Origin of the sequence: Streptomyces sp. NPDC048507, assembly GCF_043199995.1 — a bacterium.
In the GTDB taxonomy this organism is placed as follows: domain Bacteria; phylum Actinomycetota; class Actinomycetes; order Streptomycetales; family Streptomycetaceae; genus Streptomyces.
In genome coordinates, this window is the sequence record NZ_JBICWZ010000004.1 from 598,461 (window position 1) to 624,517 (window position 26,057).

26 protein-coding genes are annotated in these 26,057 nt (G+C 73.1%); 16 read left to right on the forward strand and 10 right to left on the reverse strand.

All coding sequences use genetic code 11. The features are described from left to right. The first annotated feature begins 74 nt into the window (after positions 1–74). The 12 genes from ACGFXC_RS15825 to ACGFXC_RS15880 all read left to right on the forward strand — a co-directional run bounded on the left by ACGFXC_RS15825 (position 75) and on the right by ACGFXC_RS15880 (position 9,352). Positions 75–1,022, forward strand: a complete 948-nt coding sequence (locus tag ACGFXC_RS15825; protein WP_393713105.1) for a Rossmann-like and DUF2520 domain-containing protein — start codon at positions 75–77, stop codon at positions 1,020–1,022. Further along, complete coding sequence (gene panC, locus ACGFXC_RS15830) at positions 1,019–2,014, forward strand: pantoate--beta-alanine ligase (protein ID WP_393713107.1); 996 nt, start codon at positions 1,019–1,021, stop codon at positions 2,012–2,014. The genes ACGFXC_RS15825 and panC overlap by 4 nt, the downstream gene beginning before the upstream one ends. Continuing rightward, entirely contained in the window at positions 2,011–3,762 is a 1,752-nt protein-coding gene (locus ACGFXC_RS15835) for an L-aspartate oxidase (protein WP_393713109.1), read from the forward strand. The genes panC and ACGFXC_RS15835 overlap by 4 nt, the downstream gene beginning before the upstream one ends. 2 nt (positions 3,763–3,764) lie before the next feature. Next, positions 3,765–4,733, forward strand: a complete 969-nt coding sequence (nadC, locus tag ACGFXC_RS15840; protein ID WP_393713111.1) for a carboxylating nicotinate-nucleotide diphosphorylase — start codon at positions 3,765–3,767, stop codon at positions 4,731–4,733. Between the two features lie 3 nt (positions 4,734–4,736). Further along, entirely contained in the window at positions 4,737–5,546 is an 810-nt protein-coding gene (locus ACGFXC_RS15845) for a type III pantothenate kinase (RefSeq protein WP_393713113.1), read from the forward strand. 138 nt (positions 5,547–5,684) lie between these two features. After that, a complete protein-coding gene (locus ACGFXC_RS15850) occupies positions 5,685–6,437 on the forward strand; it encodes a GntR family transcriptional regulator (protein ID WP_393713115.1) in 753 nt (250 codons plus the stop codon). Between the two features lie 134 nt (positions 6,438–6,571). Beyond that, positions 6,572–6,766 carry a DUF397 domain-containing protein gene (locus ACGFXC_RS15855; protein WP_351831097.1) on the forward strand — a complete coding sequence of 65 codons (195 nt, stop codon included), beginning with the start codon at positions 6,572–6,574 and terminating at the stop codon, positions 6,764–6,766. Between the two features lie 78 nt (positions 6,767–6,844). Then, complete coding sequence (locus ACGFXC_RS15860) at positions 6,845–7,573, forward strand: hypothetical protein (protein WP_393713117.1); 729 nt, start codon at positions 6,845–6,847, stop codon at positions 7,571–7,573. A 14-nt stretch (positions 7,574–7,587) separates the two neighbouring features. Beyond that, positions 7,588–7,755 (forward strand): hypothetical protein, encoded by a 168-nt coding sequence (locus tag ACGFXC_RS15865; protein ID WP_351828811.1) that lies wholly within the window; start codon positions 7,588–7,590, stop codon positions 7,753–7,755. 76 nt (positions 7,756–7,831) lie between these two features. Continuing rightward, the gene (locus ACGFXC_RS15870) at positions 7,832–8,296 is read left to right on the forward strand and encodes a BlaI/MecI/CopY family transcriptional regulator (RefSeq protein WP_393713119.1); all 465 of its coding nucleotides are present in this window, start codon (positions 7,832–7,834) and stop codon (positions 8,294–8,296) included. Between the two features lie 9 nt (positions 8,297–8,305). Next, positions 8,306–8,836 carry an amino-acid N-acetyltransferase gene (locus ACGFXC_RS15875; RefSeq protein ID WP_393713121.1) on the forward strand — a complete coding sequence of 177 codons (531 nt, stop codon included), beginning with the start codon at positions 8,306–8,308 and terminating at the stop codon, positions 8,834–8,836. Positions 8,837–9,010: 174 nt separating this feature from the next. Further along, positions 9,011–9,352, forward strand: coding sequence for an Lsr2 family protein (locus ACGFXC_RS15880; protein WP_030236840.1), 342 nt, complete (start codon positions 9,011–9,013; stop codon positions 9,350–9,352). Here ACGFXC_RS15880 and ACGFXC_RS15885 read toward each other — a convergent pair. Then, a complete protein-coding gene (locus tag ACGFXC_RS15885) occupies positions 9,331–9,900 on the reverse strand; it encodes an SCO3374 family protein (protein WP_393713122.1) in 570 nt (189 codons plus the stop codon). The two genes, ACGFXC_RS15880 and ACGFXC_RS15885, sit on opposite strands and share 22 nt — an antisense overlap. A 459-nt stretch (positions 9,901–10,359) precedes the next feature. On the opposite strand from ACGFXC_RS15885, the gene ACGFXC_RS15890 reads away from it, so the two are divergent. Both ACGFXC_RS15890 and ACGFXC_RS15895 read left to right on the forward strand, forming a co-directional pair. Then, the gene (locus ACGFXC_RS15890) at positions 10,360–12,885 is read left to right on the forward strand and encodes an ATP-dependent Clp protease ATP-binding subunit (RefSeq protein WP_393713124.1); all 2,526 of its coding nucleotides are present in this window, start codon (positions 10,360–10,362) and stop codon (positions 12,883–12,885) included. 374 nt (positions 12,886–13,259) lie between these two features. Continuing rightward, positions 13,260–13,871 carry a M23 family metallopeptidase gene (locus ACGFXC_RS15895; RefSeq protein WP_393713126.1) on the forward strand — a complete coding sequence of 204 codons (612 nt, stop codon included), beginning with the start codon at positions 13,260–13,262 and terminating at the stop codon, positions 13,869–13,871. A 37-nt stretch (positions 13,872–13,908) separates the two neighbouring features. Here ACGFXC_RS15895 and ACGFXC_RS15900 read toward each other — a convergent pair whose 3' ends face one another. From ACGFXC_RS15900 to ACGFXC_RS15930, 7 genes are all read right to left on the reverse strand, one after another. After that, positions 13,909–15,102, reverse strand: coding sequence for a LamG-like jellyroll fold domain-containing protein (locus ACGFXC_RS15900; RefSeq protein WP_393713128.1), 1,194 nt, complete (start codon positions 15,100–15,102; stop codon positions 13,909–13,911). A 55-nt stretch (positions 15,103–15,157) separates the two neighbouring features. Next, the gene (cseC, locus tag ACGFXC_RS15905; protein ID WP_393713130.1) at positions 15,158–16,468 is read right to left on the reverse strand and encodes a two-component system sensor histidine kinase CseC; all 1,311 of its coding nucleotides are present in this window, start codon (positions 16,466–16,468) and stop codon (positions 15,158–15,160) included. A gap of 75 nt (positions 16,469–16,543) precedes the next feature. Continuing rightward, complete coding sequence (gene cseB / locus ACGFXC_RS15910) at positions 16,544–17,257, reverse strand: two-component system response regulator CseB (protein ID WP_393713132.1); 714 nt, start codon at positions 17,255–17,257, stop codon at positions 16,544–16,546. A gap of 16 nt (positions 17,258–17,273) precedes the next feature. Further along, positions 17,274–17,927: a hypothetical protein gene (locus tag ACGFXC_RS15915; RefSeq protein ID WP_393713134.1), complete on the reverse strand. Its 654-nt coding sequence runs from the start codon at positions 17,925–17,927 to the stop codon at positions 17,274–17,276. A 38-nt stretch (positions 17,928–17,965) separates the two neighbouring features. Further along, positions 17,966–18,526: a SigE family RNA polymerase sigma factor gene (locus tag ACGFXC_RS15920; protein ID WP_267088344.1), complete on the reverse strand. Its 561-nt coding sequence runs from the start codon at positions 18,524–18,526 to the stop codon at positions 17,966–17,968. A gap of 206 nt (positions 18,527–18,732) precedes the next feature. Further along, positions 18,733–19,680 (reverse strand): A/G-specific adenine glycosylase, encoded by a 948-nt coding sequence (locus ACGFXC_RS15925; protein ID WP_393713136.1) that lies wholly within the window; start codon positions 19,678–19,680, stop codon positions 18,733–18,735. Between the two features lie 23 nt (positions 19,681–19,703). Next, positions 19,704–20,318, reverse strand: coding sequence for a phosphatase PAP2 family protein (locus ACGFXC_RS15930; protein ID WP_393713138.1), 615 nt, complete (start codon positions 20,316–20,318; stop codon positions 19,704–19,706). Positions 20,319–20,478: 160 nt separating this feature from the next. Here ACGFXC_RS15930 and ACGFXC_RS15935 point away from each other — a divergent pair, with 160 nt between their 5' ends. Beyond that, positions 20,479–21,297 carry a hypothetical protein gene (locus ACGFXC_RS15935; protein ID WP_393713140.1) on the forward strand — a complete coding sequence of 273 codons (819 nt, stop codon included), beginning with the start codon at positions 20,479–20,481 and terminating at the stop codon, positions 21,295–21,297. 48 nt (positions 21,298–21,345) lie between these two features. Here ACGFXC_RS15935 and disA read toward each other — a convergent pair whose 3' ends face one another. Both disA and radA read right to left on the reverse strand, forming a co-directional pair. Beyond that, positions 21,346–22,470 (reverse strand): DNA integrity scanning diadenylate cyclase DisA, encoded by a 1,125-nt coding sequence (disA, locus tag ACGFXC_RS15940; RefSeq protein WP_393713142.1) that lies wholly within the window; start codon positions 22,468–22,470, stop codon positions 21,346–21,348. 187 nt (positions 22,471–22,657) lie between these two features. Next, a complete protein-coding gene (gene radA / locus ACGFXC_RS15945) occupies positions 22,658–24,073 on the reverse strand; it encodes a DNA repair protein RadA (protein WP_351828781.1) in 1,416 nt (471 codons plus the stop codon). A 204-nt stretch (positions 24,074–24,277) separates the two neighbouring features. Here radA and ACGFXC_RS15950 point away from each other — a divergent pair, with 204 nt between their 5' ends. Continuing rightward, positions 24,278–26,047 (forward strand): RNA polymerase sigma factor, encoded by a 1,770-nt coding sequence (locus ACGFXC_RS15950; RefSeq protein WP_393713144.1) that lies wholly within the window; start codon positions 24,278–24,280, stop codon positions 26,045–26,047. Positions 26,048–26,057 lie beyond the last annotated feature (10 nt).

The window sequence follows — 26,057 nt, forward strand, 5'->3', positions numbered from 1 at the left end:
CCGTCCCCCAGGGGCTAGCATGGCGGCGTATCGTCCGGTACCCCCCGCGGACTGGAACGGAAGGCCCTCCCCGCGTGAACGCACCCCATCAGACGGAGCCCCGGGATCCGTCCGACCGCCCTGCCCGGCTCACCGTCGGCGTCGTCGGCGCGGGCCGGGTCGGCCCCGCACTGGCCCGCGCCCTGCGGCAGGCCGGGCACCGCCCCGTCGCCGTCTCCGGAGTCTCCGACGCCTCCCGGCGGCGCGCCGCGCGGATGCTGCCCGACGTACCGGTGGTCAGCCCGGCGCAGGTGATGGAGCGCGCCGAGCTGGTGCTGCTGACCGTCCCCGACGACGCGCTGCCCGCTCTGGTCGAGGGCCTCGCCGAGACGGGCGCCGTCCGCCCCGGCCAGCTCCTCGTCCACACCTCCGGGCGCTACGGAACCTCCGTGCTCGACCCCGCGCGCCGCGCGGGCGCCCTGCCGCTGGCCCTGCACCCCGCGATGACCTTCACCGGCACCGAGGTCGACGTACAACGCCTGGGCGGCTGCTCCTTCGGCGTGACGGCCCCCGAGCAGCTGCGGCTGGCCGCGGAGGCGCTGGTCATCGAGATGGGCGGCGAACCCGAGTGGATCGCCGAGGACAGCCGTCCGCTCTACCACGCCGCCCTCGCGCTGGGCGCGAACCACCTGGTCACCCTCGTCGCCCAGTCGATGGAGCTGCTCCGGACGGCCGGGGTCGAGCACCCCGACCGGATGCTCGGCCCGCTGCTGGGCGCGGCCCTGGACAACGCCCTGCGCTCCGGCGACGCCGCGCTGACCGGGCCGGTGGCCCGCGGTGACGCCGGTACGGTCGCCGCGCACGTGGCGGAGCTGCGCAAGCACGCCCCGGCCACCGTGGCCGGGTACCTCGCGATGGCCCGCACCACCGCCGACCGCGCCCTGGCGCAGGGCCTGCTCAAGCCCGAACTCGCCGAGGACCTGCTGGACGTCCTGGCGGACGGCGCCGAACCGACCGCCGAACCGGAGGGTGGCGAGCGATGACCGGCCCGCTCCTGCTGAACACCGCCGCCGAGCTGCACGGGCTGCCGCGCTCCGGGCGCCGCGCCGTCGTGATGACGATGGGCGCCCTGCACGAGGGCCACGCCACCCTCGTGCGCACGGCCCGCGCCCAGGCCGGCCCGGACGGACAGGTCGTGGTCACCGTCTTCGTCAACCCCCTCCAGTTCGGGGCGAACGAGGACCTCGACCGCTACCCGCGCACCCTGGACGCCGATCTGCGCATCGCCGCCGAGGCGGGCGCCGACGCCGTGTTCGCCCCGGCCGCCGACGAGGTCTACCCCGGCGGCGACCCCCAGGTGCGGATCACCGCCGGTCCGATGGGCGGCCGCCTCGAAGGCGCCACCCGGCCCGGCCACTTCGACGGCATGCTCACCGTCGTCGCGAAGCTGCTCCACCTCACCCGCCCCGACCTGGCGCTGTTCGGGCAGAAGGACGCCCAGCAGCTGGCCCTGATCCGGCGCATGGTGACCGACCTCAACTTCCCGGTCGAGGTGGCCGGCGTCCCGACGGTCCGGGAGGACGACGGGCTCGCCCTGTCCTCCCGCAACCGCTACCTGGACCCGGTCGAGCGGCGCACCGCCCTCGCCCTGTCCCGCGCCCTGTTCGCGGGCCGGGACCGGCTCGCCGCCCAGGCGGCCCTGCGGGCCCGCGCCGAGGCCGCCCCCGCCAGCGACGAGCGCGCGGCGGGCCTGGCCCGGCTCGGCGAGATCCGCGCCTCCGCCGACGCGCACGCCGTCTCCGCGGCCGGCGCGGGCCTGCCGGACGCCGTACGGGCCGCCGCCCGGCACGTCCTGGAGGAGGCGGCCCGCCACGATCCGCCGCTGGACCTGGACTACCTGGCCCTGGTGGACCCGCAGGACTTCACCGAGGTCGGCCCCGACTTCACCGGGGAGGCCGTCCTGGCCGTCGCGGCGAAGGTCGGCGCGACCCGGCTGATCGACAACATCCCATTGGAGTTCGGAGCACACGCGTGAGCACCACAGGCAGAGCCATCCCGGCGGGCGGCACCGGCGGCACCGGCATACGGCTGCACGCCCCCGCCCCCGGCTGGGCCGTCGACGCGGACGTCGTGGTCGTGGGCTCGGGCGTCGCGGGCCTGACCGCCGCGCTGCGCTGCGCCGCCGCGGGCCGCCGTACGGTCGTGGTCACCAAGGCGCGCCTCGACGACGGCTCCACCCGCTGGGCCCAGGGCGGCATCGCCGCCGCCCTGGGCGAGGGCGACACCCCCGAGCAGCACCTGGACGACACGCTCGTCGCGGGCGCGGGCCTGTGCGACGAGGCGGCCGTGCGGCTCCTGGTCACCGAGGGCCCGGACGCGGTCCGCCGGCTGATCGCCACCGGCGCCGTCTTCGACACCTCCGCCGCCACCGGCGAGATAGAGCTGACCCGTGAGGGCGGCCACCACCGCCGCCGCATCGCGCACGCGGGCGGTGACGCCACGGGCGCCGAGATCTCCCGGGCCCTGGTCGAGGCCGTCCACGAGGCGGGCATCGAGACGGTCGAGAACGCGCTGGTCCTGGACCTCCTCCAGGACGCCGAGGGCCGCACCGCGGGCGTCACCCTGCACGTCATGGGCGAGGGCCAGCACGACGGGGTCGGCGCCGTCCACGCGCCCGCCGTGATCCTCGCGACCGGCGGCATGGGACAGGTCTTCTCCGCCACCACCAACCCGTCGGTGTCCACCGGCGACGGCGTGGCCCTGGCCCTGCGCGCCGGGGCGGAGGTCTCCGACCTGGAGTTCGTCCAGTTCCACCCCACCGTCCTCTTCCTCGGGCCCGACGCCGAGGGCCAGCAGCCGCTGGTGTCGGAGGCGGTCCGCGGCGAGGGCGCGCACCTGGTCGACGCGGACGGGGTCCGCTTCATGGTGGGCCAGCACGAGCTCGCCGAACTGGCCCCGCGCGACATCGTCGCCAAGGGCATCATGCGCCGCATGCAGCAGCAGGGCGCCCGGCACATGTACCTGGACGCCCGGCACTTCGGCGCCGAGATGTGGGAGAACCGCTTCCCGACGATCCTCGCCGCCTGCCGCTCCCACGGCATCGACCCGGTGACGGAGCCGATTCCGGTCGCGCCCGCCGCGCACTACGCCTCGGGCGGCGTCCGTACGGACCTGCTGGGCCGCACCACCGTCCCCGGCCTGTACGCGTGCGGGGAGGTGGCCTGCACCGGCGTGCACGGCGCGAACCGGCTCGCGTCCAACTCGCTGCTGGAGGGCCTGGTCTTCGCCGAGCGCATCGCGGACCACATCGTCGCGCACGCCCCCGCGGGCGGCGGCCCGGGCATCCCCGTCCCCGCGACGGGCCCCCTCCAGCCCGCCGAGGCGCGCTACGAGATCCAGCGCATCATGACGGACGGCGCGGGCGTGCTCCGCTCCGCCCGTTCGCTGGACACGGCCGCCGCCGCGCTGGAGACCCTCTACGCGACGGCCCTGGGCGAGCTGGAGGCCCACGGCAAGACCGCCGTCCCGGGTGTGGAGACCTGGGAGGCGACCAACCTGCTGTGCGTGGCCCGCGTCCTGGTGGCCGCCGCCCAGCGGCGCGCCGAGACCCGCGGCTGCCACTGGCGCGAGGACCACCCCGGCCGGGACGACGCCGCCTGGCGCCGTCACCTCGTGGTCCGGTTGTCGGCGACCGAGCGGCGGGCCCTGGTCGTCACCCCCACCGACTGCGCGGACTTCCCGTCCGTGGACGTCCCCCTCACCCCCCAGAGCCTGGAGCAGTGACCGTGAGCACCCCCGAACTCCCCCTGATCGACCAGAACGAAGGCGGCTGCGGCGACGACTGCGGCTGCGGCGAGGGCGAGGAGACCGGCCTCGACCCGGCGCTGGCCCAGCTGCTGGTGGACGCGGGCCTCGACCCGATCGAGGTCGAGGACATCGCACACATGGCGCTGTCCGAGGACCTGGACGGCGGTGTGGACGTGACCACCGTGGCCACCGTCCCCGAGGACGCCGAGGCCGTCGCGGACTTCGTGGCCCGCGAGGCCGGCGTGGTGGCCGGCCTGCGCATCGCCGAGGCGGTGTTCTCCGTGGTCTGCACCGAGGCCTTCGAGGTGGAGCGGCACGCCGAGGACGGCGACAAGGTCGAGGCCGGGCAGCTGCTGCTGTCGGTGCGCTCGCGCACCCGCGACCTGCTGACCGCCGAGCGCAGCGCCCTGAACATCGTGTGCCGCCTCTCCGGCATCGCGACGGCGACCCGCCGCTGGGCCGACGTCCTGGAGGGCACGTCCGCGAAGGTCCGCGACACCCGCAAGACCACCCCGGGCCTGCGTTCGCTGGAGAAGTACGCGGTCCGCTGCGGCGGCGGCGTCAACCACCGCATGTCCCTGTCGGACGCGGCCCTGGTCAAGGACAACCACGTCGTCGCCGCCGGCGGCGTCGCCCAGGCCTTCAAGGCCGTCCGCGAGGCCTTCCCGGACGTTCCCGTCGAGGTCGAGGTCGACACGATGCACCAGGTCCGCGAGGTCGTGGACGCGGGTGCCGACCTGATCCTGCTGGACAACTTCACCGTCCCGGAGACGGAGGAGGCCGTCACGATCGTCGCGGGCCGCGCCGTCCTGGAGTCCTCGGGCCGCCTCACCCTGGAGAGCGCCCGCGCCTACGCCGAGACCGGTGTGGACTTCCTGGCGGTCGGCGCCCTGACGCACTCCTCGCCGATCCTGGACATCGGCCTCGACCTGCGCGAGGCGGTGTAAGCGGTGCTGCTCACCATCGACGTGGGGAACACCCACACGGTCCTGGGCCTGTTCGACGGCGGCGAGATCGTCGAGCACTGGCGGGTCTCCACCGACCCGCGCCGGACGGCCGACGAGCTGGCCGTCCTGATGCAGGGCCTGATGGGGATGCACCCGATGCTCGGCAACGAGCTGGGCGACGGGATCCACGGCATCGCGATCTGCGCGACGGTGCCGTCGGTCCTGCACGAGCTGCGCGAGGTGACCCGGCGCTACTACGGCGACGTCCCGTCGATCCTGGTGGAGCCCGGCGTCAAGACGGGCGTGCCGATCCTGATGGACAACCCGAAGGAGGTCGGCGCGGACCGCATCGTCAACGCGGTCGCGGCCGTCGAGCTGTACGGGGGCCCGGCCATCGTCGCGGACTTCGGCACGGCGACGACCTTCGACGCGGTCTCCGCGAAGGGCGAGTACGCGGGCGGGGTGATCTCCCCGGGCATCGAGATCTCGATGGAGGCGCTCGGTGCCCGCAGCGCCCAGCTCCACAAGATCGAGCTGGCCCGGCCGCGCAACGTGATCGGCAAGTCCACGGTCGAGGCGATGCGCTCGGGCGTGGTCTACGGCTTCGCGGGCCAGGTCGACGGGATCGTCACCCGCATGGCCAGGGAGCTGGTGGGCCCGGGCGGCGACCCGGCCGACGTCCGCGTCATCGCCACCGGGGGCCTCGCCCCGGTCGTCCTCGGCGAGTCCTCGGTGATCGACGAGCACGAGCCGTGGCTGACCCTGATCGGCCTGCGGCTGGTCTACGAGCGCAACGCGCCGAACTTCGTGTGACGGCGGCGGCCTCCGCCCGCCCGGGCGGAGGCACGCACCGTCAGGCCGAATCCTCAGCTTGAACCTGATCGGTTAGCTTGTCGGCGTCGCAGCACATGCTCCGAGGCGGCACCGCCGAGACGGCACAGGACGGCCCAAATGCCCCGTGTTTCACCGTACTTGCAGGTGGTCGACTCGCTCCGGGCCCGGATAGGGGCGGGCGAGTGGGCGATCGGCGACAAGCTCCCCTCCCGCGCCCGCTTCGCCGACGAGTACGCCGTCGGACAGAGCGTCACGCAGCGCGCCATGGAACAGCTGATCATCGAGGGCTTCCTCGAAGGACGCGCGGGCTCGGGCACCTACGTCCGCACCCCGCGCCGCCGCATGCGGATGCTCCGTACCCGTCGGCGCGTCCCCGGGGCGGGCAACACCTTCCGTTCCGAGGCCGCCGCGCACGGCATCGCCGCGTCCTGGGACTCCCGGACGGTCCCCGAGACCCCGGCCCCCGAGCGCATCGCCGCCCGCCTCGCGATCGAGCCCGGCGCCCCGTGCGTGGTGACCCGCTACGAGTTCATGGCCGACGGCAGCCCCGCCGAACTCTCCGAGTCCTGGGAGCCGTTGGCGATCACCTCCGGAACCCCGGTCGTGCTGCCGGAGGTGGGCGAGCTGCGCGGGGCCGGAGTGGTGGCCCGGATGCGGTCCATCGGCATCACGGTGGCCTCCGTGGTGGAGATCCCCCGGCCCTCCCGGGCCAACCAGGACCAGGCCAACCTCCTGGGGATCAGCCTCGGTTCGATGATCACCAAGATCGAGCGCACCTACCTCGACACCGACGGCCGCCCGGTCGAAACCGCCGACCTCGTGATCCCCGACTCCCGCTACGAGATTGCGTACGCCTTCCCCGTGGACTGAGGAGCGGCCGCATTCCCCGGACGATTTTTCACGGAAATGGCCGGAGTACGCCTCCGGCGGGGATAGCGTCGCGGTGGAAAGACACCGTAGCCCCGGAAGGGCGGCGACCCCGTCCACGGCGGAGGAGACACCCCATGACCGCGAACACCCGGCCCGACTGGCGCAAATCGTCCCACTGCGGCCCCGGGCAGGACGCCTGCGTCTACGTGGCCGCCGCTCCCGGCACGCTCGTCCGGGTGGCCGACCGGGCCGACCCGGCGCACCTGGTGATGGCCACCACGCACGCCGCCTGGGCCGACTTCGTGCGCTCGGTCAAGGAATCCGGCTGACGGGCGCGGCGCGGTCCCGCCGCGCCGCGATCCCGCACCATCAGGGGATTTTGTCCGATTAGCGCGTATCTTCGGCCCATGCCCACGCCCTACGGATCCCGCGGCGGCATGGCGTTCAGCGCCGCCGAGCTGCACGTGCTCAGGCGCCTCCTCGCCCACGCCCTCCAGCCCTCCACGGCCCCCCTGACGCCCGCGGAGGTGCAGGACTGCCTGCGCCTCGCGGGGTCGGTGGACGAAGCGGTCCTGGAGGCGGGTCGGCTCAGAGCGTTCCTGCTCGACGACCTCGCCCGCTACCGCCGGGCCCTGCCGGGCAGCCTCTCCGGCTACCTGGAGCTCCTCCAGGACGCCCTGGCCGCCGGGTACGAACCGCAGCCCGACGACCTCGCCGCCCTGCGCGCGCTGCGGGCCAACCCGCTCGCGGCCACCGTGCTGGCCCGGGCCCAGGCCGTCGCCGAGCGCTCCGTACGCCGCCGCCTGTCGGCCGCGCCCGCGCCCCGCACCCGCCTGCTGGCCCTGGCCGGCGGCCGCGAGGCCCCCCGCCCCGCCCCGGGCGCCGAGGACCGTGCGCGGCCCGCCGCCGACCGCCCGCGCGGCGGCCCGGACGCGCCGCAGCGCCCCCGGAGCGCCGCGGACGGCGACCCGCGGCCCGAGCGCCCCCGTCCCGAGCCGGCCCCCGCGCCCGCGCCGAAGCCCGGGGAGCCCCCGCGGCCCGAGCGGCCGGCGCGGCCCGTCCCGACCCCGGGCGAGGCCTTCCCGCCGCGCCGCAAGCCCACCCCGCCCCCGGCGGCCGGGCGTGCGGTGGGGTAGCTAGGCTGGGGGGCATGGACTACGTCTCCGCGCTCGTGCCCCCCATCGTCATGGCCGCGTTCTTCATCGTCCTCGTGAAGACGATCGTGAAGAGCCAGGGCGGCGCCAACAAGGCCAAGGAGGACGCGGCCGTCGACGCCGTCCTCGCCCGCGCGGACGCCGCCCAGCAGGCACGCAAGTAACCATCCGCGCGGGTTCCGCCGCGCGGTGCCGCCGAATAGTCGGGCAATTCACCCCATCCCGCACTATCGTGCTGTTGTGCCTCGCCCCTTGGGAGAACTCGAAGACGCAGTGATGACACGGGTGTGGCAGTGGAACCGCCCGGTCACCGTTCGGGAAGTCCTGGAAGACCTCCAGCAGGAACGGTCCATCGCGTACACCACGGTCATGACCGTTATGGACAATCTCCATCAGAAGGGCTGGGTCCGCCGCGAAGCCGAAGGCCGCGCCTATCGGTATACGGCGGTTTCCACCCGCCCCGCCTACTCGGCCGCGCTGATGAACGAAGCCTGGTCGACCAGCGACAACCCCGCCGCCGCCCTCGTGGCCTTCTTCGGCATGATGTCCACGGAACAGCGGGAAGCCCTGCGCGCGGCCATCAGGATCGTCCAGCACGACGACCCGGACGATCCGGACGGCGCCGCCACCACCGCGGCCCCCGCGGCCGCTCCCGAGGAGCCCCCCGGGGACTCCGGCGCGCCCCGGCCCGAGCCGGGGCGATAGCGTCCGGGTATGGGAGAGCTTTCCACCGCAGACGCGAAAACAGTGACCATCCGCCGCGCGCGCACCCGTGATGTTCCGGCGCTGCGCCACCTGCTCGACCAGTACGTGCAGCAGCGGATCCTCCTCGACAAAGCCCCCGTGGTCCTTTACGAGGACATCCAGGAGTTCTGGGTCGCGGAACGCGGCCGTGACGGCCGGGTCGTCGGCTGCGGGGCTCTCCACGTCATGTGGGAAGACCTCGCCGAAGTACGCACTCTCGCGGTCGACCGGGAGCTGAAGGGCGCCGGTGTCGGACATCAGGTGCTCGCCAAGTTGTTGGAGACGGCCCGCCGGCTCGGGGTCAGCCGGGTATTCTGCCTGACCTTCGAAGTGGACTTCTTCGCGAAGCACGGGTTCGTCGAGATCGGCGAGACCCCGCTGGAGACCGATGTCTACATGGAGCTCCTGCGTTCCTATGACGAGGGAGTCGCGGAGTTCCTCGGTCTCGAACGAGTGAAGCCGAACACCTTGGGCAACAGTCGGATGCTTCTGCACCTCTGATCGATCTGATCGATCGCGGCGGCTTTTCCGGCCCCCGGCGGGCCTGTGGCCTATGTCCGAATCGCGTACGTTTCCCGCCTTGTTGCGGCCCTGAACCTCTCACCGGGGGTTTGTGTTTTCCAGGCAAAAGCGGTTTCCTTTCCGCGTACTGCATTTTCGATGAAAGGAAATCCGGTGGCACAGAAGGTTCAGGTCCTTCTTGTCGACGACCTCGACGGTGGCGAGGCGGACGAGACCGTGACGTTCGCTCTGGATGGCAAGACCTACGAGATCGACCTCACCACCGCCAACGCTGAAAAGCTCCGCGGGCTGCTCGACCCGTACACCAAGGGCGGCCGCCGCACCGGCGGACGCGTTTCCGCGGGCCGTGCCAAGGGTGGTCGTGCCGCCGCGTCGGCCGGCAACCCGGACACCGCCGAGATCCGCGCGTGGGCGAAGGAGAACGGATACAACGTGAACGACCGCGGCCGCGTGCCCGCGGACATCCGCGAGGCCTACGAGAAGGCCAAGGGCTGAGGCGTACGCCTTCGCAGCCGTGTCCGGTGGCATTCCGTCGCCGCCGCGGCCACCAGGCGTACGAGGTCGGGCCCACCGGCCCGTTGTCCGGGACGGGCACCCTGCCCCGGACCGGGCAGGGCCGGCAGTGACGCCTCGCACCCCAGCTCGGGGGGCCGCAGCCACACGGCGGCCCCCCGAGGGCTTTCCCCCGGCGCCGCGGGGGCGGTGATCCCGCCCCCCGCACCCAGGGCGGCCAGGTCCAGCCCCACCCCGCCCCACTCCAGCCAGTCGAGGAGCCCGTCCAGCTCCTCCGCACTGCCCGGGGCCACCAGGAACCGCATCCTGCGCTCCGCGGCGGCCACCGGACCGGTGACGGCGAACCGGCGCAGCAGCGCGGCTCCGGCCTCGTACGGCAGCTCCAGCACGTCGAACCGGACCCCGGTCACCAGCCGGACGGGCGGTCCGCCGGCGACGGGCCAGCCGAGCACCCGCTCGTACCAGGAACGGGTGTCCCGCTCCGGCGGGACGCGGGGCGAGGGGACGGCGCTCGCGGGGGTGACGGCCATGACCGGAGCAACTCCCCACGGCACCGGGGGGTTACGGGGTGACGCACCGCGCCCGCGGTGTCGCGCAGGGTAAACGTTCGCGGAGTGCAGTCCCACATTCGGGACACAAGCGTGTTCGCCCGTAGCGGAGACAACCGTGCCCACCGGCATGGAGTGTCAGTCCTTACGGGTAAGACATTCCTAGTGGATCGGGGCGACACGCTGATTTGACCGGGTCCCGTTCGCCATCGGCGTACACGCGTGACGGGTATCTGCCTGGCCTGCGGGAACATCGTCTCTCACTATCGGGTTGGAGCAGGTGTCGGCTCTTCAAGCCGGTTTTCCTCACCGACGTGGGGGTGAGCCGCGGACGGATGTCGGCAGTTGGAATGAGCTGTCCCGCCCCGCGGGACTAGCATGCGGAAGGACAGGGCGGGGACCGACCCCGAACTGCCCGACCGCTCTGAGGAGCGATAAACGATGTTCGAGAGGTTCACCGACCGCGCGCGGCGGGTTGTCGTCCTGGCTCAGGAAGAAGCCCGGATGCTCAACCACAACTACATCGGCACCGAGCACATCCTCCTGGGCTTGATCCACGAGGGTGAGGGTGTCGCCGCTAAGGCCCTGGAGAGCCTCGGGATTTCGCTCGAGGCTGTTCGCCAGCAGGTTGAGGAGATCATCGGTCAGGGCCAGCAGGCCCCGTCCGGCCACATCCCCTTCACCCCGCGGGCGAAGAAGGTCCTGGAGCTTTCGCTCCGAGAGGCCCTCCAGCTCGGCCACAACTACATCGGCACCGAGCACATCCTGCTCGGCCTGATCCGCGAGGGCGAGGGCGTCGCAGCCCAGGTCCTCGTGAAGCTGGGCGCCGATCTCAACAGGGTCCGGCAGCAGGTCATCCAGCTGCTCTCCGGCTACACCGGGGGCGGCAAGGAGTCGGCCACCGCGGGTGGCCCGGCCGAGGGCACCCCCTCGACCTCTCTGGTCCTCGACCAGTTCGGCCGCAACCTCACCCAGGCGGCCCGCGAATCCAAGCTCGACCCGGTCATCGGGCGCGAGAAGGAGATCGAGCGGGTCATGCAGGTGCTGTCCCGCCGGACCAAGAACAACCCGGTCCTCATCGGCGAGCCCGGCGTCGGCAAGACCGCCGTCGTCGAGGGCCTCGCCCAGGCGATCGTCAAGGGCGAGGTGCCCGAGACCCTCAAGGACAAGCACCTCTACACCCTGGACCTGGGTGCCCTGGTCGCCGGTTCCCGCTACCGCGGTGACTTCGAGGAGCGCCTGAAGAAGGTCCTCAAGGAGATCCGCACCCGCGGCGACATCATCCTGTTCATCGACGAGCTCCACACCCTCGTGGGTGCGGGCGCCGCCGAGGGCGCGATCGACGCCGCGAGCATCCTGAAGCCCATGCTGGCCCGTGGTGAGCTCCAGACCATCGGTGCCACCACGCTCGACGAGTACCGCAAGCACCTCGAGAAGGACGCGGCGCTGGAGCGCCGTTTCCAGCCGATCCAGGTGGCGGAGCCTTCCCTCCCCCACACGATCGAGATCCTCAAGGGCCTGCGCGACCGCTACGAGGCCCACCACCGCGTCTCCATCACGGACGAGGCCCTCGTCCAGGCGGCGACGCTGGCGGACCGGTACATCTCGGACCGCTTCCTGCCGGACAAGGCGATCGACCTGATCGACGAGGCCGGTTCCCGGATGCGCATCCGCCGGATGACCGCGCCGCCGGACCTCCGCGAGTTCGACGAGAAGATCGCGGCCGTGCGCCGCGACAAGGAGTCGGCCATCGACTCCCAGGACTTCGAGAAGGCGGCTTCGCTCCGTGATTCGGAGAAGCAGCTGCTCGCCGGGAAGTCCAAGCGCGAGAAGGAATGGAAGGCCGGCGACATGGACGTCGTCGCCGAGGTCGACGGCGAGCTCATCGCCGAAGTCCTCGCGACCGCGACCGGCATTCCCGTCTTCAAGCTCACGGAGGAGGAGTCTTCCCGCCTCCTGCGCATGGAGGACGAGCTCCACAAGCGCGTCATCGGCCAGAAGGACGCCATCAAGGCGCTCTCCCAGGCCATCCGCCGCACCCGTGCGGGTCTGAAGGACCCGAAGCGTCCCGGTGGCTCGTTCATCTTCGCCGGTCCGTCCGGTGTCGGTAAGACCGAGCTCTCCAAGACGCTCGCCGAATTCCTCTTCGGCGACGAGGACGCGCTGATCTCCCTCGACATGTCGGAGTTCAGCGAGAAGCACACGGTTTCCCGCCTCTTCGGTTCGCCCCCCGGCTACGTGGGCTACGAAGAGGGCGGCCAGCTGACCGAGAAGGTCCGCCGGAAGCCGTTCTCCGTCGTCCTCTTCGACGAGGTCGAGAAGGCGCACCCGGATATCTTCAATTCCCTTCTCCAGATCCTGGAGGACGGTCGCCTGACCGACTCCCAGGGCCGGGTCGTGGACTTCAAGAACACGGTCATCATCATGACGACCAACCTGGGTACGCGGGACATCTCCAAGGGCTTCAACCTGGGCTTCGCGGCCCAGGGCGACGTCAAGACCGGTTACGACCGGATGAAGGCGAAGGTCAACGAAGAGCTCAAGCAGCACTTCCGGCCCGAGTTCCTGAACCGTGTCGACGACACGGTCGTCTTCCACCAGCTCAGCCAGGAAGACATCATCCAGATCGTCGACCTGATGATCGCCAAGGTGGACGAGCGCCTCAAGGACCGCGACATGGGCATCGAGCTCAGCGGTGACGCGAAGCAGCTCCTGGCCAAGCGCGGCTACGACCCGATCATGGGTGCGCGCCCGCTGCGCCGGACCATCCAGCGCGAGATCGAGGACCTGCTGTCGGAGAAGATCCTCTTCGGCGAGCTGCGCCCCGGTCACATCGTGGTCGTCGGCGTGGAGGGTGAGGGCGAGAACGCCAAGTTCACCTTCCGCGGCGAGGAGAAGACGGCGCTGCCGGACCTCCCCCCGATCGAGGCGACGGGCTCCGGCCCGGACCTGTCCAAGGGCGCGTAAGGCCCCGCGGACGGCAGTACGAAGGGGCGGCCCCGGAACCGAAAGGTTCCGGGGCCGCCCCTTTTCCGTGTGAGCGGGGCCACTTGACGGTTCCTCGGCCGGTGACAAGCCGCACAGGGCAAATCGGACCTACTAGGACCTCTCGTAGATTTTGTCGCCCGATTTGTCCCCCCGTCCGCCCAGTCCGGGCACCGTCAACAGGACGGAAAGCCCCCCTGCGGCTACGAGGCGGGGTAGTAACCGGGACATTTGGGGATGCCCGGGGCCCCGGGTTACCAAGGATGGGCAAGCCCGGCACCGACGGCCCACGGCCGCAGCGCCGGGTCCTTTCTTGCCCGATACACGTCCTTGTCCCCGGCCCCGGAGGTCTCCACATGTCCGCGAAGCGCGTCAGCACCCGTCGTACCCGTACCGCCCTCGCCGCCACCGCTCTCGGTGCGACCCTGGCACTCGGGGCCGGGACGACCGCCGCCTTCGCCGACGAGGCCCCCGCGGCGCTCCCCGCCGCCGCCGAGCAGGTCGCCCTCCAGGCGCAGGCGCAGGCCCAGGCCGCCGCCGCGAAGACCGGGCTGTGGAACAAGCCGGTGAAGAGCTACACGCTCTCCGCGACCTTCGGCAAGGGCGGCACCATGTGGTCGCACAAGCACTCCGGCCAGGACTTCGCCGTCCCCGTCGGCACCCCGGTCAAGGCCGCGGCCACCGGCACCGTCGTGAAGGCCGGCCCCAACGGCGGCGGCGACGGCCCCGCGTACGGCAACGCCGTCGTCATCAAGCACGCGAACAACACGTACTCGCAGTACGCGCACCTCTCGAAGATCCAGGTCCGGATCGGCCAGAAGGTCTCCGTGAACCAGCAGATCGCGCTGTCCGGCAACACCGGCAACTCCAGCGGTCCGCACCTGCACTTCGAGATCCGCACCACCCCGAACTACGGCTCCGCGATCAACCCGGTGGCCTTCCTGCGCACCGTCGGCGTCTCCGTCTGACGGACCGCCGCCCCCGCCCCGGGCCTCCGGGGCGGGATCAGATCAGCCACTGGTGCGTGGCCCGGGTCTTCTTGTCGGGCTTGTTGTTCTTCAGCCCGGTGATCTGCTCCTTGCCCAGTGCCTGGTCGAAGACCCGGATGTGGTCGAGCGGACCGTCCCAGGCGGCGCTCCAGATCCCGTGGTGGCGGGCCCGGCCCAGCTGGAGCGGACCGGGGCCGGCCCAGATGCCGGAGACCTGCGCCTGGCCGGCCGGCTTGTCGTCCACCCAGAGCGCGATGGTCTTCTTCTCCGCGTCGTAGGTGCCCGTCAGCAGGGCCCACGTCCGCGTCGTGTCGACGTTGTCCACGACCACCTGCTGGGCCGTCGCCGCCTGGCCCTTGTCGCCGGTCTGCACCCGGAAGACCCAGGCCTTCTTCCCGTTCACGACCTCGAAGCCCAGCTCGAACGAGTACGAGTCCCCGTCGCCCTGGCTGACCGCCATCCGCGAGCCGGTCTCGGCCACGTTGTAGGCGCGGGCGGAGACGGTGAAGCTCTTCGTGACGTCCACGGCCGCCTCGGCGCCCTGCGCGTACGAGTCCGCCGTCCCCTTGAACCGCACCTCGGTCCGCTTGGCCAGCTCGCCCAGCGAGGCGCCCGGACCCAGCGCGATCCCCATCTTGCCGCTGCGGTCGCGCAGCAGGTTCGGCTCGCCCGGCACGGTCGGGGAGTCGTCCTCCGGGGTCTTGGGATCCGTGGACTGCGCCGGGCCCGAGGGGCTGGGGGAGCCCGAGGCGGCCGTCACGGGCTTGTCCGCCGGATCGTCCGGCCCGTTCAGTACGAAGAAGGCCGCGCCGCCCGCCACCAGGACCACCGCCAGCGCGCCGATCCCGACCGTCAGCATCCGGCGCTTGCGCTGCTGTGCCTCGGTACGGTCGGCCATCGCCTGCCAGTCGGGCTGGGCGGCGGCGAAGGCGTCGGGGGCGGCCGGAGCGGGCGGGAACCCTTCCGCGCCGAGCGGGGGCTGCGCCTGCGGCGGGCCGAAGCCCTGCCCGCCGAAGCCCTGACCGCCCGAGCCCTGCCCGGGCGCCGGCTCCGGCTGGTAGGGGTTGGCTCCCGGGAGGGGGCCGCTCTGCCCCGGCTGCGGATAGCCGTACCCGCCGGGTATCCGCCCCGGCGGGAATCCGTAGCCGCCGCCGCTCCCGGAGGCGGGGTCGGGCTGGGGGCTGTGGGGGCGATCCGTACCGTCAGTCATGGCACGGATGCTAAGACATCGCGGTGTGCGGGCGAACGCCGCCGGTCCCGATACCTCAGCCCGGGAGCTGGATGACCGGGAAGCTGCCCGTCGCCGTCGGGGCGTGCTCGGGCAGCCACAGCACCGCGACCGCCCCGGCGGCCGTGCCCTCGCCGGTGGCGCCGCCCGGGGCCGCCACGTTGCGGAACGTCAGCCGGGCGCCCAGTACCCGCGCCTGGCCCTCCGCGATGGTCAGCCCCAGCCCGTGCCCGACCCCGGCCCGGTCCGTGGACCCGGTCCGGAACCGGCTCGGCCCCTCCAGCAGCAGCGCCTCGGGGAAACCCGGCCCGTGGTCGCGCACGCGCACGACCCGGCCCTCGATGTCGACCTGGATCGGCGGCTGTCCGTAGCGGGCGGCGTTGGCCAGCAGATTGCCGAGGATCCGCTCCAGCCGGCGCGGATCGGTGCTCACGATCTCGTCGGCGACCACCCGTACCGAGGCCTCGGGCATCAGCGAGGACACGCGCCGGCTGACGAACTCGCCCAGCGCCACGTCCTGGAGCTCGGCCCGCTCCGAGGCGCTGTCGAGCCGGGCCACCTCCAGTACGTCCTCCACCAGGGCCCGCATCGCCTGTGCCCGGTCGCGCACCAGCTCCGTCGGCCGGCCCGGGGGAAGCAGTTCCGCCGCCGTGAGCAGGCCCGTCACCGGGGTCCGCAGCTCGTGGGCGATGTCCGCCGTCACCCGCCGCTCCGCCTCCAGCCGTTGCTGGAGGGCGTCGGCCATGGCGTCCACGGCCCGCGCGAGGTCGTCCGTCTCGTCCCGTACGACCCCGCCCACCGCGTCGCGCACCCGTACGTCCGGATCCCCGTGCGCCACCCGCTGCGCGGCCGCCGCGGCCTTGCGCAGCCGGCGGGAGATCTGGCCCCCGATCAGCACCCCGAGGGCCGATCCGCCGATCACCACGGCCAGGGAGCCGACCACCAGGGCCCGGTCCAGGTCACGCACCATGTTCGCGCTCTCACGGAACTGGTGGTTGAGCGAGAGCACCTGCCCGTTGCCGAGCGGGACCGCGGCCCACACCACCGGCCCCTTGCGGGATTCCTGGACGTAGGTGCCGCGCCGCCCCGACCGGGCCTTGTCCCGCAGCTCCGCGGGCATCTCGGGGTCGTTGAGCTTGGCGCCCCAGATGGGCTTGCGGCCGGCCTCGGCGGTGCGGGCGATGAACTGCACCCGCTCCAGCTCCTGGTCGCGGGCGCTCTCCAGCATCGACACGCGGGCAGCGCTGTGCACCACCAGGCTCAGTGCCAGCGCGGTGAGCGCGCCGACGGCGGCGATGGCGAGCGTGATCTTCCAGCGGATCCCCGTGCGCAGGGTCAAGCGCCTCATGCGGTCGCGGTCCTCATGGTCCTCATGCGGTCGCGTCCCCCATGACCTTCGCCTTCCTCATGCCCGTGCCCGTGCCTATGCCTTGAGTTTGTATCCGAAGCCGCGGACCGTCTCGATCCGGTCCTGCCCGATCTTGGTGCGCAGCCGCTGGACGTGGACGTCCACGACACGGGTGTCGCCGCCCCAGTCGTAGTCCCAGACCCGCTCCAGCAGCCGGTCGCGCGACAGGACGGTGCCGGGGGCGGAGGAGAACTCCAGCAGCAGCCGCATCTCGGTCGGGGTCAGGGCCACGGCGGCGCCCGCCTTGCGGACCTCCATGCCCTCGGTGTCGACCTCCAGGTCGCCGAAGGACAGTACCCCGCGTTCGTCGGAGCCGTCCGTCTCGGAGCCGTTCGCGGCTCCGTTCCGCGGCCCGCCCGCGTGCCCGAAGCGGCGCAGCACGGCACGGATGCGGGCGACGAGCACGGAGCCGTCGAAGGGCTTGGTGACGTAGTCGTCGGCGCCCGCCTCCAGCCCCAGGACCACGTCGATGGAGTCGGCGCGCGCCGACAGCATGATCACGGGGACGGTCGATTCGTCACGGATGCGGCGGCACAGGCTCACGCCGTCCATGCCCGGGACCATCACGTCCAGCAGGGCGATGTCGGGCCGGTCCGCCCGGAAGGACTCCAGCCCCGACAGGCCGTCGGGCATGGCGGTGACCACGAAGCCGTCGCGTTCCAGCGCCAGTGTCGTGGCCTCGCGGATGACGTCGTCGTCCTCCACGAACAGCACATGGGTCTCGGCCATGCCCAGCCTCACTTCGTCAGCTCTTCTGCGAGATGGCCGGGGCGGGCTGGCTGCCGCCGTCGACCACATTGCTGTAATCGGTGTGCACGCGGTCCTGTTCGGCGAAGCGTTCGCCGTTCCAGCGGTAGGTGATCACGTCCTCGCCGGACGGGTAGGCCAGCGTGTCGCTCTTGCCGTACACGGGCTTGTTGAGGATCAGGTCGCCGCGGTCGATCTCCGCGTAGACGGGCGGCTGCTCGTCCGCGAACACGTTCTCGTACTTCTCGCCCTCGGCCCGGTACACGTACGAGCCCCGGCCCATCGCGTCCGCGCAGGACAGCACGTTCACGACGATGTCGACGGCGGAGTTCCCGGTGACCTTCCCGTAGCTCACGTCGATCGGGTACTCCTTGCCGGTGCAGGGCTTGAGGTCCCTCTTGACCGCGGCGCTCACCTTCGGGTCCGCCTTGAGGAGCGCCACCGGGTCGACCCGCTTGACCTGTCCGCCGGTGGACGCGGCGGGGGAGTGGCCGGGGGCGGCCGGTGCGCTGTCCGCGCCGGCGGTCGGCGGGTTGCTGCGGGCCACGTTCTCGGTGTGGGCCGGGCCGCCGTCCTTGAGTCCGGCGCCCGCGGTGGAGCAGCCGGCCGCGAACAGCACGGTGCCGACGAGGACGACCGTCCCCGCCGACATCAGTGCCAGAGAGCTTTTCCCGCTCAGTTCTTGGCCCGTCAGGCCGCGCACCGCTCCCGCCCCTCGTACCGGATGGTGTGGTCGCCGCGTTCGAGCGCACGCATGTCCAGGTCCCGGCTCTCCAGCTCCTGACGGAGCCGGGCCAGTGCGCGGTGGAGTGTGCTCTTCACGGTTCCCGCCGACATACCGAGCGCCGCGGCCGTTTCCTCGGTGCTCATCTGCTCCCAGTGTCGCAGGACCACCACACTGCGCTGCTTGGGCGCGAGCACCTTGAGGATGTCCATGAGCAGGGCGCGGTCGGCGCGCTGGTCGGAGCCGTCCTCGACGGAGGCGTCCGGGAGCTGCTCGGTGGGGACCTCGTCGAGCTTGCGGGCCCGCCACCACTCGGTACGGGTGTTGATCATGACGCGCCGCAGGTAGGCGTCGGCCAGCGACTTGTCGGCGATGCCCTCCCAGCGGCCGTAGGTGCGCACGAGGGCGGTCTGGAGGAGGTCCTGGGCGTCGGTGGGGTCCGGGACCAGGCGCCGGGCACTGCGCAGCAGCGCGTCCTGCCGGGTGCGTACGTACTCTTCGAATTCGAGTACCTCGCCGTGCGCCATCTCAGACCGCCTCCGTTCCGACCAACCGCTCATCCGCTGGCTTACGGATCCGAAGGTACGGACGGCTTGTCACGGCACTGTGCGGACCAGCCTTCGGTGGACGCACGGACACCCGTAGGTTGTGTAACAGTGCCTGTGAGCTGCGGTTTCCCGGCCCGAAGTGGAATCGTCCAGTCAACTTCGAGCCGGGTGCGAGGGCCGCGCGATCAGGCCCGCGGAGTCTGCGGCAGCCGGTACATGCCGTGCGCCAGCGGCTCCACGAGGCCGTCGGACACCAGCCCGTCCAGCGCCCGCGCCCGCTGCACCGGCTCGTCCCAGACGGTGTCCAGCACCGACTGCGGAACCGGCCCGACCGCCTCGCGCAGGACGGCCAGCAGCTTCCCGCGCACCTGGCGGTCCGTTCCCGCGTACGTCTGACCGCGCCGCGGCGGCCCGTCGTGCGCGGGCTTGCCCGCCAGCCGCCAGGCGCACAGGCCCGCCACCGGGCAGCGCACGCAGTCCGGGCTCTTGGCGGTGCAGACCAGCGCACCCAGCTCCATGGACGCGGCCGCCCAGCGCGCCGCCGTCGCCTCGTCCTCGGGCAGCAGCTCCCGGGCCAGCCGCCGCTCGGCGGCGGTGGTCGCGTTCGGCGGGTACTCGACGCCGGTGGCGGTGCGGGCGAAGACCCGGCGCACGTTGGTGTCGAGCACCGCGTGCCGCTGCCCGTACGCGAAGGAGGCCACCGCGGCGGCCGTGTACTCCCCGATCCCCGGCAGCGACAGCAGCTGCGCGTGGTCGCGCGGTACGTCGCCGCCGTGCCGTTCCGTTATCGCGACGGCCGCGCCGTGCAGGCGCAGCGCCCGGCGCGGGTAACCCAGGCGTCCCCAGGCCCGTACGGCCTCACCGGGCGCCTCGGCGGCCAGGTCGGCGGGGCGGGGCCAGCGGGCGAGCCACTGTTCGTAGACCGGCAGGACCCGGCTGACGGGGGTCTGCTGGAGCATGAACTCGCTGACCATCACCCCCCAGGGGCCCGCCTCGGGACGGCGCCAGGGCAGATCGCGGGCGTGCTCGTCGAACCACGCGATGACGGGGGAGTGCAGCGCGCGGGCGGCCTGCGGGGGACCGCCGGCGGGGCCGGCGGCGGATGCGGATGCGGATGCGGGAGATGCAGTCATGGCAATCGGCATCCTGGCACGTTTCACCCCTGCCGTGCCCGGGCCCGACCGGTGAACCAGACCGCCGCCGGGTTGCCGCTCGCCCGTACGGCGGCGGTCACCCGGGCCAGCGGGGAGGTGAGGGCCAGCACGGTCAGCGTGCCCAGGGAGGCGCCCAGCAGCAGGCCCATGGCCGCGTCGTGCGGGTAGTGCACCCCGACGAACACCCGGGAGAAGGCCATCAGCAGCGCGACGGGCACGGTGAGCAGCGCGAGCCGGGGCACGGCGAGCGCCAGCACGAGGGCGGCCGCGCCGGCTATCGCGGAGTGGTTGCTGGGGAAGGACCAGTCCCCGTACGGGGGGCAGGGCACCAGCGGGGCGAGCGCCCCGGAAACCGCCCGGCAGGGCCGCTCCTCGTCGACGGTCGACTTCACCAGTTCGGAGGCGACGTAGACGAGCGCGGTGGCCAGCGGCGCCAGGACGGCCCGGGCCATGGCCCGGGGGTCGTCCTGCCCGCGCGCCCGCCACCAGACGGATATGAAGAGCAGACCGAAGAGCAGCAGCCCGTATTCGGTCCACGCCTCGAACACCGCGCGCACCCAGGGTGGCGTGGAGTGGGCGAAGTCGGTGATGGTGCGGTAGAGGGCGCTGCTGTCCATGGTCACTGACGGTACTGGGCGTCAGGTCGCGTCCGTGTCAGCCGGTTGGCCGGTAACCGGCGCCCGCGCGTAGGCCCGCAGGCTGATCATCGGCAAAACCCGCCGCGCGTGCGGCATGGGGCGCACTGATCGCGGCGGGAGTTCTCGTAAGGTTCGGTGCGTGGGATCTCTGCGCAATCCGGTCGGGCCGCTCCCCTCCTCCATTTACTGGCGACGGAGGGCCGTTCTGGCGTCCGTCGCGGCGCTGTTGGCGCTGCTCGCCGTATGGACCGTCACCTCCGGCGGGGGGAAGTCGAGTACGAACGGCAAGGGCGGCGGCGACGGCTCCGGACCCGTGCGCACGATCACCCCGGGGCCCTCCGGGTCCGGGCCGGCGATCAGTCAGGCGCCGGGCGGGCGGGGCGACTCGGGCACCGGCGCGGGCGGTTCCGGCGGCGGCGCGGGCGGTTCAGGCAAGAACGGCGAACCCGGCGCCGGTCCGGGCTCCGGCTCCGGTTCCGGTTCCGCGGGCAACTCCGGTGCCGCGGCGGGCGCGAACGGCTCCTCGGGGCAGGTCCCGGCGGACTCTCCGCTGCCGACGTGTCCGGCGACCGCCCTGCAGTGGGAGGTCAAGAGCGTCAAGAACGAGTACGAGACGAACGAGAAGCCCCGCCTCGAACTGCTCGTCCGCAACATCTCCGGAAGCACCTGCAAGTTCGGACTCGGTCCGAAGCAGGCGGTGGTGACGATCTTCCAGACGCAGGGCGCGAAGGCGGTGTGGTCCTCCGCGGACTGCCCGACGGGCGCGGCGGACGCGTTCTTCCGGCTGCCGGCGCAGGGGGAGAAGAAGCAGTCGGTGGAGTGGGACCGCAGGCCCAGTGCGGCCGACCAGTGCCAGACGCCCCCGGCGGGCAGCCCGGCCCCCGACACCTACGTGGTCGAGGTCAAGTCCCCGGGTCTCCCGGTGGCCCGCACCTCGTTCGTCCTGAAGCAGGACTGACCGGTCCGCACGCGCCGCGCCCCGGCGGGCGCGGCCGCGCTGCCGGGCTCAGACGTAGCGTTCCAGGATGGACGATTCCGCCAGCCGGGAGAGGCCCTCCCGGACGCTGCGCGCACGGGCCTCGCCGACGCCGTCCACCGTCTGGAGGTCGTCCACGCTCGCGGCGAGCAGCTTCTGCAGACCGCCGAAGTGCTCGACGAGCCGCTCGATGATCGCCCCCGGCAGCCTCGGCACCTTCGCCAGCAGCCGGTACCCGCGGGGCGACACCGCCGAGTCCAGGGTCTCCGGCGAGCCGGTGTAGCCCAGCGCCTTCGCCACGATCGCCAGCTCCAGCAGTTCCGGATGCGTCAGCGCGTCCAGCGCCGGCAGCGCCTCCTCGACCGTGCGGGAACGCTTCGCCGTGGGCTCCGGAACGTAGTCCCGGATCACCAGCTCCCGTTCCTGCTCGATGCCGACCGTCAGCTCGTCCAGCTGGAGCGACAGCAGTCGCCCGTCCGTGCCCAGCTCGACCACGTACTCGGCGATTTCCGTCGCGATCCGGCGGACCATTTCCAGCCGCTGCGCGACCGCCGTCACGTCGCGCACCGTGACCAGGTCCTCGATCTCCAGCGCGGACAGCGTCCCCGCGACCTCGTCCAGGCGCAGCTTGTACCGCTCCAGGGTGGCCAGCGCCTGGTTGGCCCGGGACAGGATCGCCCCCGACTCCTCCAGGACCCGCCGCTCCCCGTCCACGTACAGGGCGATCAGCCGCATCGACTGGGAGACCGACACCACCGGGAAGCCGCACTGCTTCGAGACGCGGTCCGCGGTGCGGTGCCGGGTACCGGTCTCCTCCGTCGGGATCGAGGCGTCGGGCACCAGCTGCACGCCGGCCCGCAGGATCTTGGTGATGTCCTTGTCGAGGATCAGCGCCCCGTCGAGCTTGCACAGCTCGCGCAGCCGGGTCGCGGTGAACTCCACGTCCAGGACGAAGCCGCCGGTGCACATCGCCTCGACGCTCTTGTCCATGCCGAGGACGATGAGCCCGCCGGTGTTGCCGCGGACGATCCGCTCCAGACCGTCGCGCAGGGGCTGACCAGGTGCGACCGCGCTCAGCGAGGCGCGCATCATGGCCTCCTGCCTGGAGCTCGCGCCCGACTTGCCGGATGCTGCTGCCCCGTCCTTGGCTGCCACTGCACTCCTCCGGTCGCGGGTTGCGCCGCCTGCGTACAGCCGGGCGGACCAGCACAAAGTCTACCGGCGCGGGCTGTGCGCCCGCCGTGCCTTGGCGCGCATCGCCCCGGCCGGGGCCCGTACGGGGGTCCCCGCGGGCCCCTGACCTGCCGCCGGACCGTCCCCGGCCCCCCGTCGGCGGAGTCTCTTATTCCGCTGCGCGCTCCTTGGCCGGGGTGCGCGAGCGCCCGCGCGGCAGGACCCGCAGCGCGTCCCCCACGTCCGCGACCTCGGTCACCTTCATGCCCGCCGGGACCTTCCCCGGATCCGACGGCACCAGCGCGTGCGTGAAACCGAGCCGGTGCGCCTCGGCGAGGCGCCGCTGTACGCCGGTGACCCGCCGGACCTCGCCCGCCAGGCCGACCTCGCCGATGGCCACCAGGTTCTTGGGGAGGGGCACGTCGCTGGCGGCGGAGGCCAGGGCCAGCGCGATCGCCAGGTCCGCGGCCGGCTCGGTGAGCTTCACGCCGCCCACGGTGGCGGAGTAGATGTCCCGCTTGCCCAGCGCGGTGATCCGGCCGCGCTGCTCCAGCACCGCCAGCATCATCGACACGCGCGAGGTCTCCAGGCCGGAGGTGGTGCGGCGCGGCGAGGGGATCTGCGAGTCGACGGTGAGCGCCTGCACCTCGGCGACCAGCGGGCGCTTGCCCTCGAGCGTCACGGTCAGGCAGGTGCCCGGCACCGCCTCGGCGCGCCGGGTCAGGAACAGCCCGCTCGGGTCGGCGAGTCCGGTGATGCCCTCGTCGTGCAGCTCGAAGCAGCCGACCTCGTCGGTGGCGCCGTAGCGGTTCTTCACGCCGCGCACCAGACGCAGCCGCGCGTGCCGGTCGCCCTCGAAGCTGAGGACCACGTCCACCAGGTGCTCCAGCAGGCGGGGGCCCGCGATGGCTCCGTCCTTGGTGACGTGGCCGACGAGCAGGGTCGCCATGCCCCGCTCCTTGGAGGCGCGGATCAGCGCCCCGGCGACCTCGCGGACCTGGGCCATGCCGCCGGGCGCGCCGTCGATCTCGGGGGAGGCGATGGTCTGTACGGAGTCCAGCACGAGCAGGGACGGCTTCACCGCGTCGAGGTGGCCCAGTACGGCGGACAGGTCGGTCTCGGCGGCGAGGTAGAGGTGGTCGTCGATGGCGTTGATCCGGTCGGCCCGCAGCCGCACCTGGCTCGCCGACTCCTCGCCGGTGACGTAGAGGGTCGGGTGGTCGCCGGAGGCGGCCTTCGCCGCGACGTCGAGCAGCAGCGTCGACTTGCCGACGCCCGGCTCGCCCGCGAGCAGTACGACCGCGCCCGGCACGAGACCGCCGCCCAGGACGCGGTCCAGCTCGTCGACCCCGGTGCTGCGGGCCGTCGCGGTGCGGCCGTCGACCTGGCCGATCGGCAGCGCGGGCGCGGAGACCCGGCCGGCCGCGGTGGTCCGTACGGCGGGCGCGCCGCCCATCTCCTCCACGGTGCCCCAGGCCTGGCACTCGGGGCACCGGCCGAGCCATTTCGCGGTCGTGTACCCGCACTCGGAGCAGCGGTAGGACGGCCGGTCCTTGGCGGATGAGCGAGATGTACGGGCAGCCATGCGGCCACGGTAGCCGCCCGCACCGACAACGCCGGCGGCCGCCGGCCGGCCCGGGTCCCCGCCCGCCCCCGCGGCCGCCCCCGCGGCCGCCCCCTTGCCCGTCGTCAGGGCCGGTGTCAGCGCAGTGGCGATCTGTTCACCCGTAAGGACTAAAACTGCCGAAGGCTTCCGGGGCGTCAGCGGCGCGCCGCCTACGGTCGCCAGGTGAACAGCAGCAACCAGCCAGACCCCGCATCGCGCACCGGCGCACACCGGGCGCACGGGCGCACGCCCCCCGCGGATCCGGCGGGACACCGGGCGTCCCCGGACGAGCAGCCGCCGCCCTCCCGGCACGAGCCCTACCTCGACGGCCTGTTCACCTACTGCCTGTCCGTCCTCTGTGACCACGACACCGCCACCGAGGTGCTCGGAGACGTGCTCGCCGTCGCCGAACGCCATCCGGGCCGGTGTCCCGACGAGGGGGACCGGCGGGCCTGGCTGTACGCGCTCGCCCGCTGGGCCTGCCTGCGCAGGCTCGCCGAACAGCGGCGCGCACGCCTGGGCGCGCATTCCACCCGGCGCGCGCCGGAGCACGCGTACTCCGCGCACGCGCCGTCCGGGCCGCCGCCGCCGGGTCCCGGGCCCGACGTGAGCGCCCACCGCCGCACCGAGCTGGCCCGGCTCGCCTGGCCCGAGGCCGCCGGGACCACCCCCGAGCAGCGCGAGGCCCTCGAACTCGCCGTCCGCCACCGCCTCGGCGTCACCGAGCTCGCCGCCGTCATCGGCACCCCGCCCGCCGCCGCCCGCGAGCTGCTGTCCGGCGCGGCCTGCGAGGTGGAGCGCACCCGCGCCGCCCTCGCCGTCGTGGAGGGCGGGAACTGTCCGTCCGTGGCCCGGCTCACCGGCGAGGAGGGCGACGGCGGCGACGGCAACGTGCTGCTGTCCAGCACCCTGCGCGCCGAGCTCGTGCGGCACGTCGACGACTGCCCGCGCTGCCGCCGCGCCGCCGAACGCGTCGGCGTGGGAGCCCCCTGGCCCGGCACCGGCGGCGTCCACGCCGCGCTGCCGCTGGTTCCCGCGCCGCGCCGCGCCGTCCACGCCGCCATGCTGCGCTCGGGGCGGCGCCGCGGCGGCGGCCCGGGCCCGCGCTTCGACCGCACCGGCTTCCCCATGGACCCCAAGGACCGCGCCGCCCGCCGCGACCGGTTCCGGGCCCGGGCCGTGACCACCACCGTCGTCGCCACCGTCGTCGCCGCGCCCGTCATCGCGCTGTGGGCGGCGTACCGGGGCGCCCCGAGCACCGGCGAACCCGTCGGGGGCGACGGCAGCCGCATCTCGGCCAGCGAATCGCAGATCCCGCCCCCGTACGCCGAGGGACGCCCCCTGACCGCGTACGAGAACACCGGCAACACCGCCCGCACCACCGGCGAGCCCGGTTTCGCCCCCGGCGACGAGGCCCCCGACGTCTCCGTCGAGGTCATCAGCGCGGGCGCCCCCGCCGGTCCGGAAGCGGGCGGCCCCGGTGCCCCCGGCCGCCTCACGGTCGCCGCCACCACCCACGGCGGCACCACCCTGCTCACCCTCACCGCCTCCGGCGGCGCCCCCGTCGACTGGCGGCTCTGGTCGGACGCGCCCTGGCTGCGCGCGAGCCAGACCGCCGGAAGGCTGGCCCCCGGAGGGTCGGTCACCCTGCGCATCACGGTGGACACCGCCGCCCAGCCCGTCGGCGCTTGGAGCGCCCGGGTCGGCGTGGACCCGGCGGGCGCGGTGGTCTCCCTGCAGGGACGCGGCCGCCCGGCCCCCGACCCGGACCCCCCGCGGCCCACCCCCACCCCGACGCCGACACCGCCCGACCCGACGCCGGATCCCACGCCGACGCCGACCCCCACGCCGACGCCCACGCCCACCCCGACCCCGACCCCGACGGACCCGCCGTCCCCGGAGCCGTCCTCAGGAGGAACGGTTACCCCGGACCCGGCCCCGCCCGGGCCCTAGGCGCTGACCC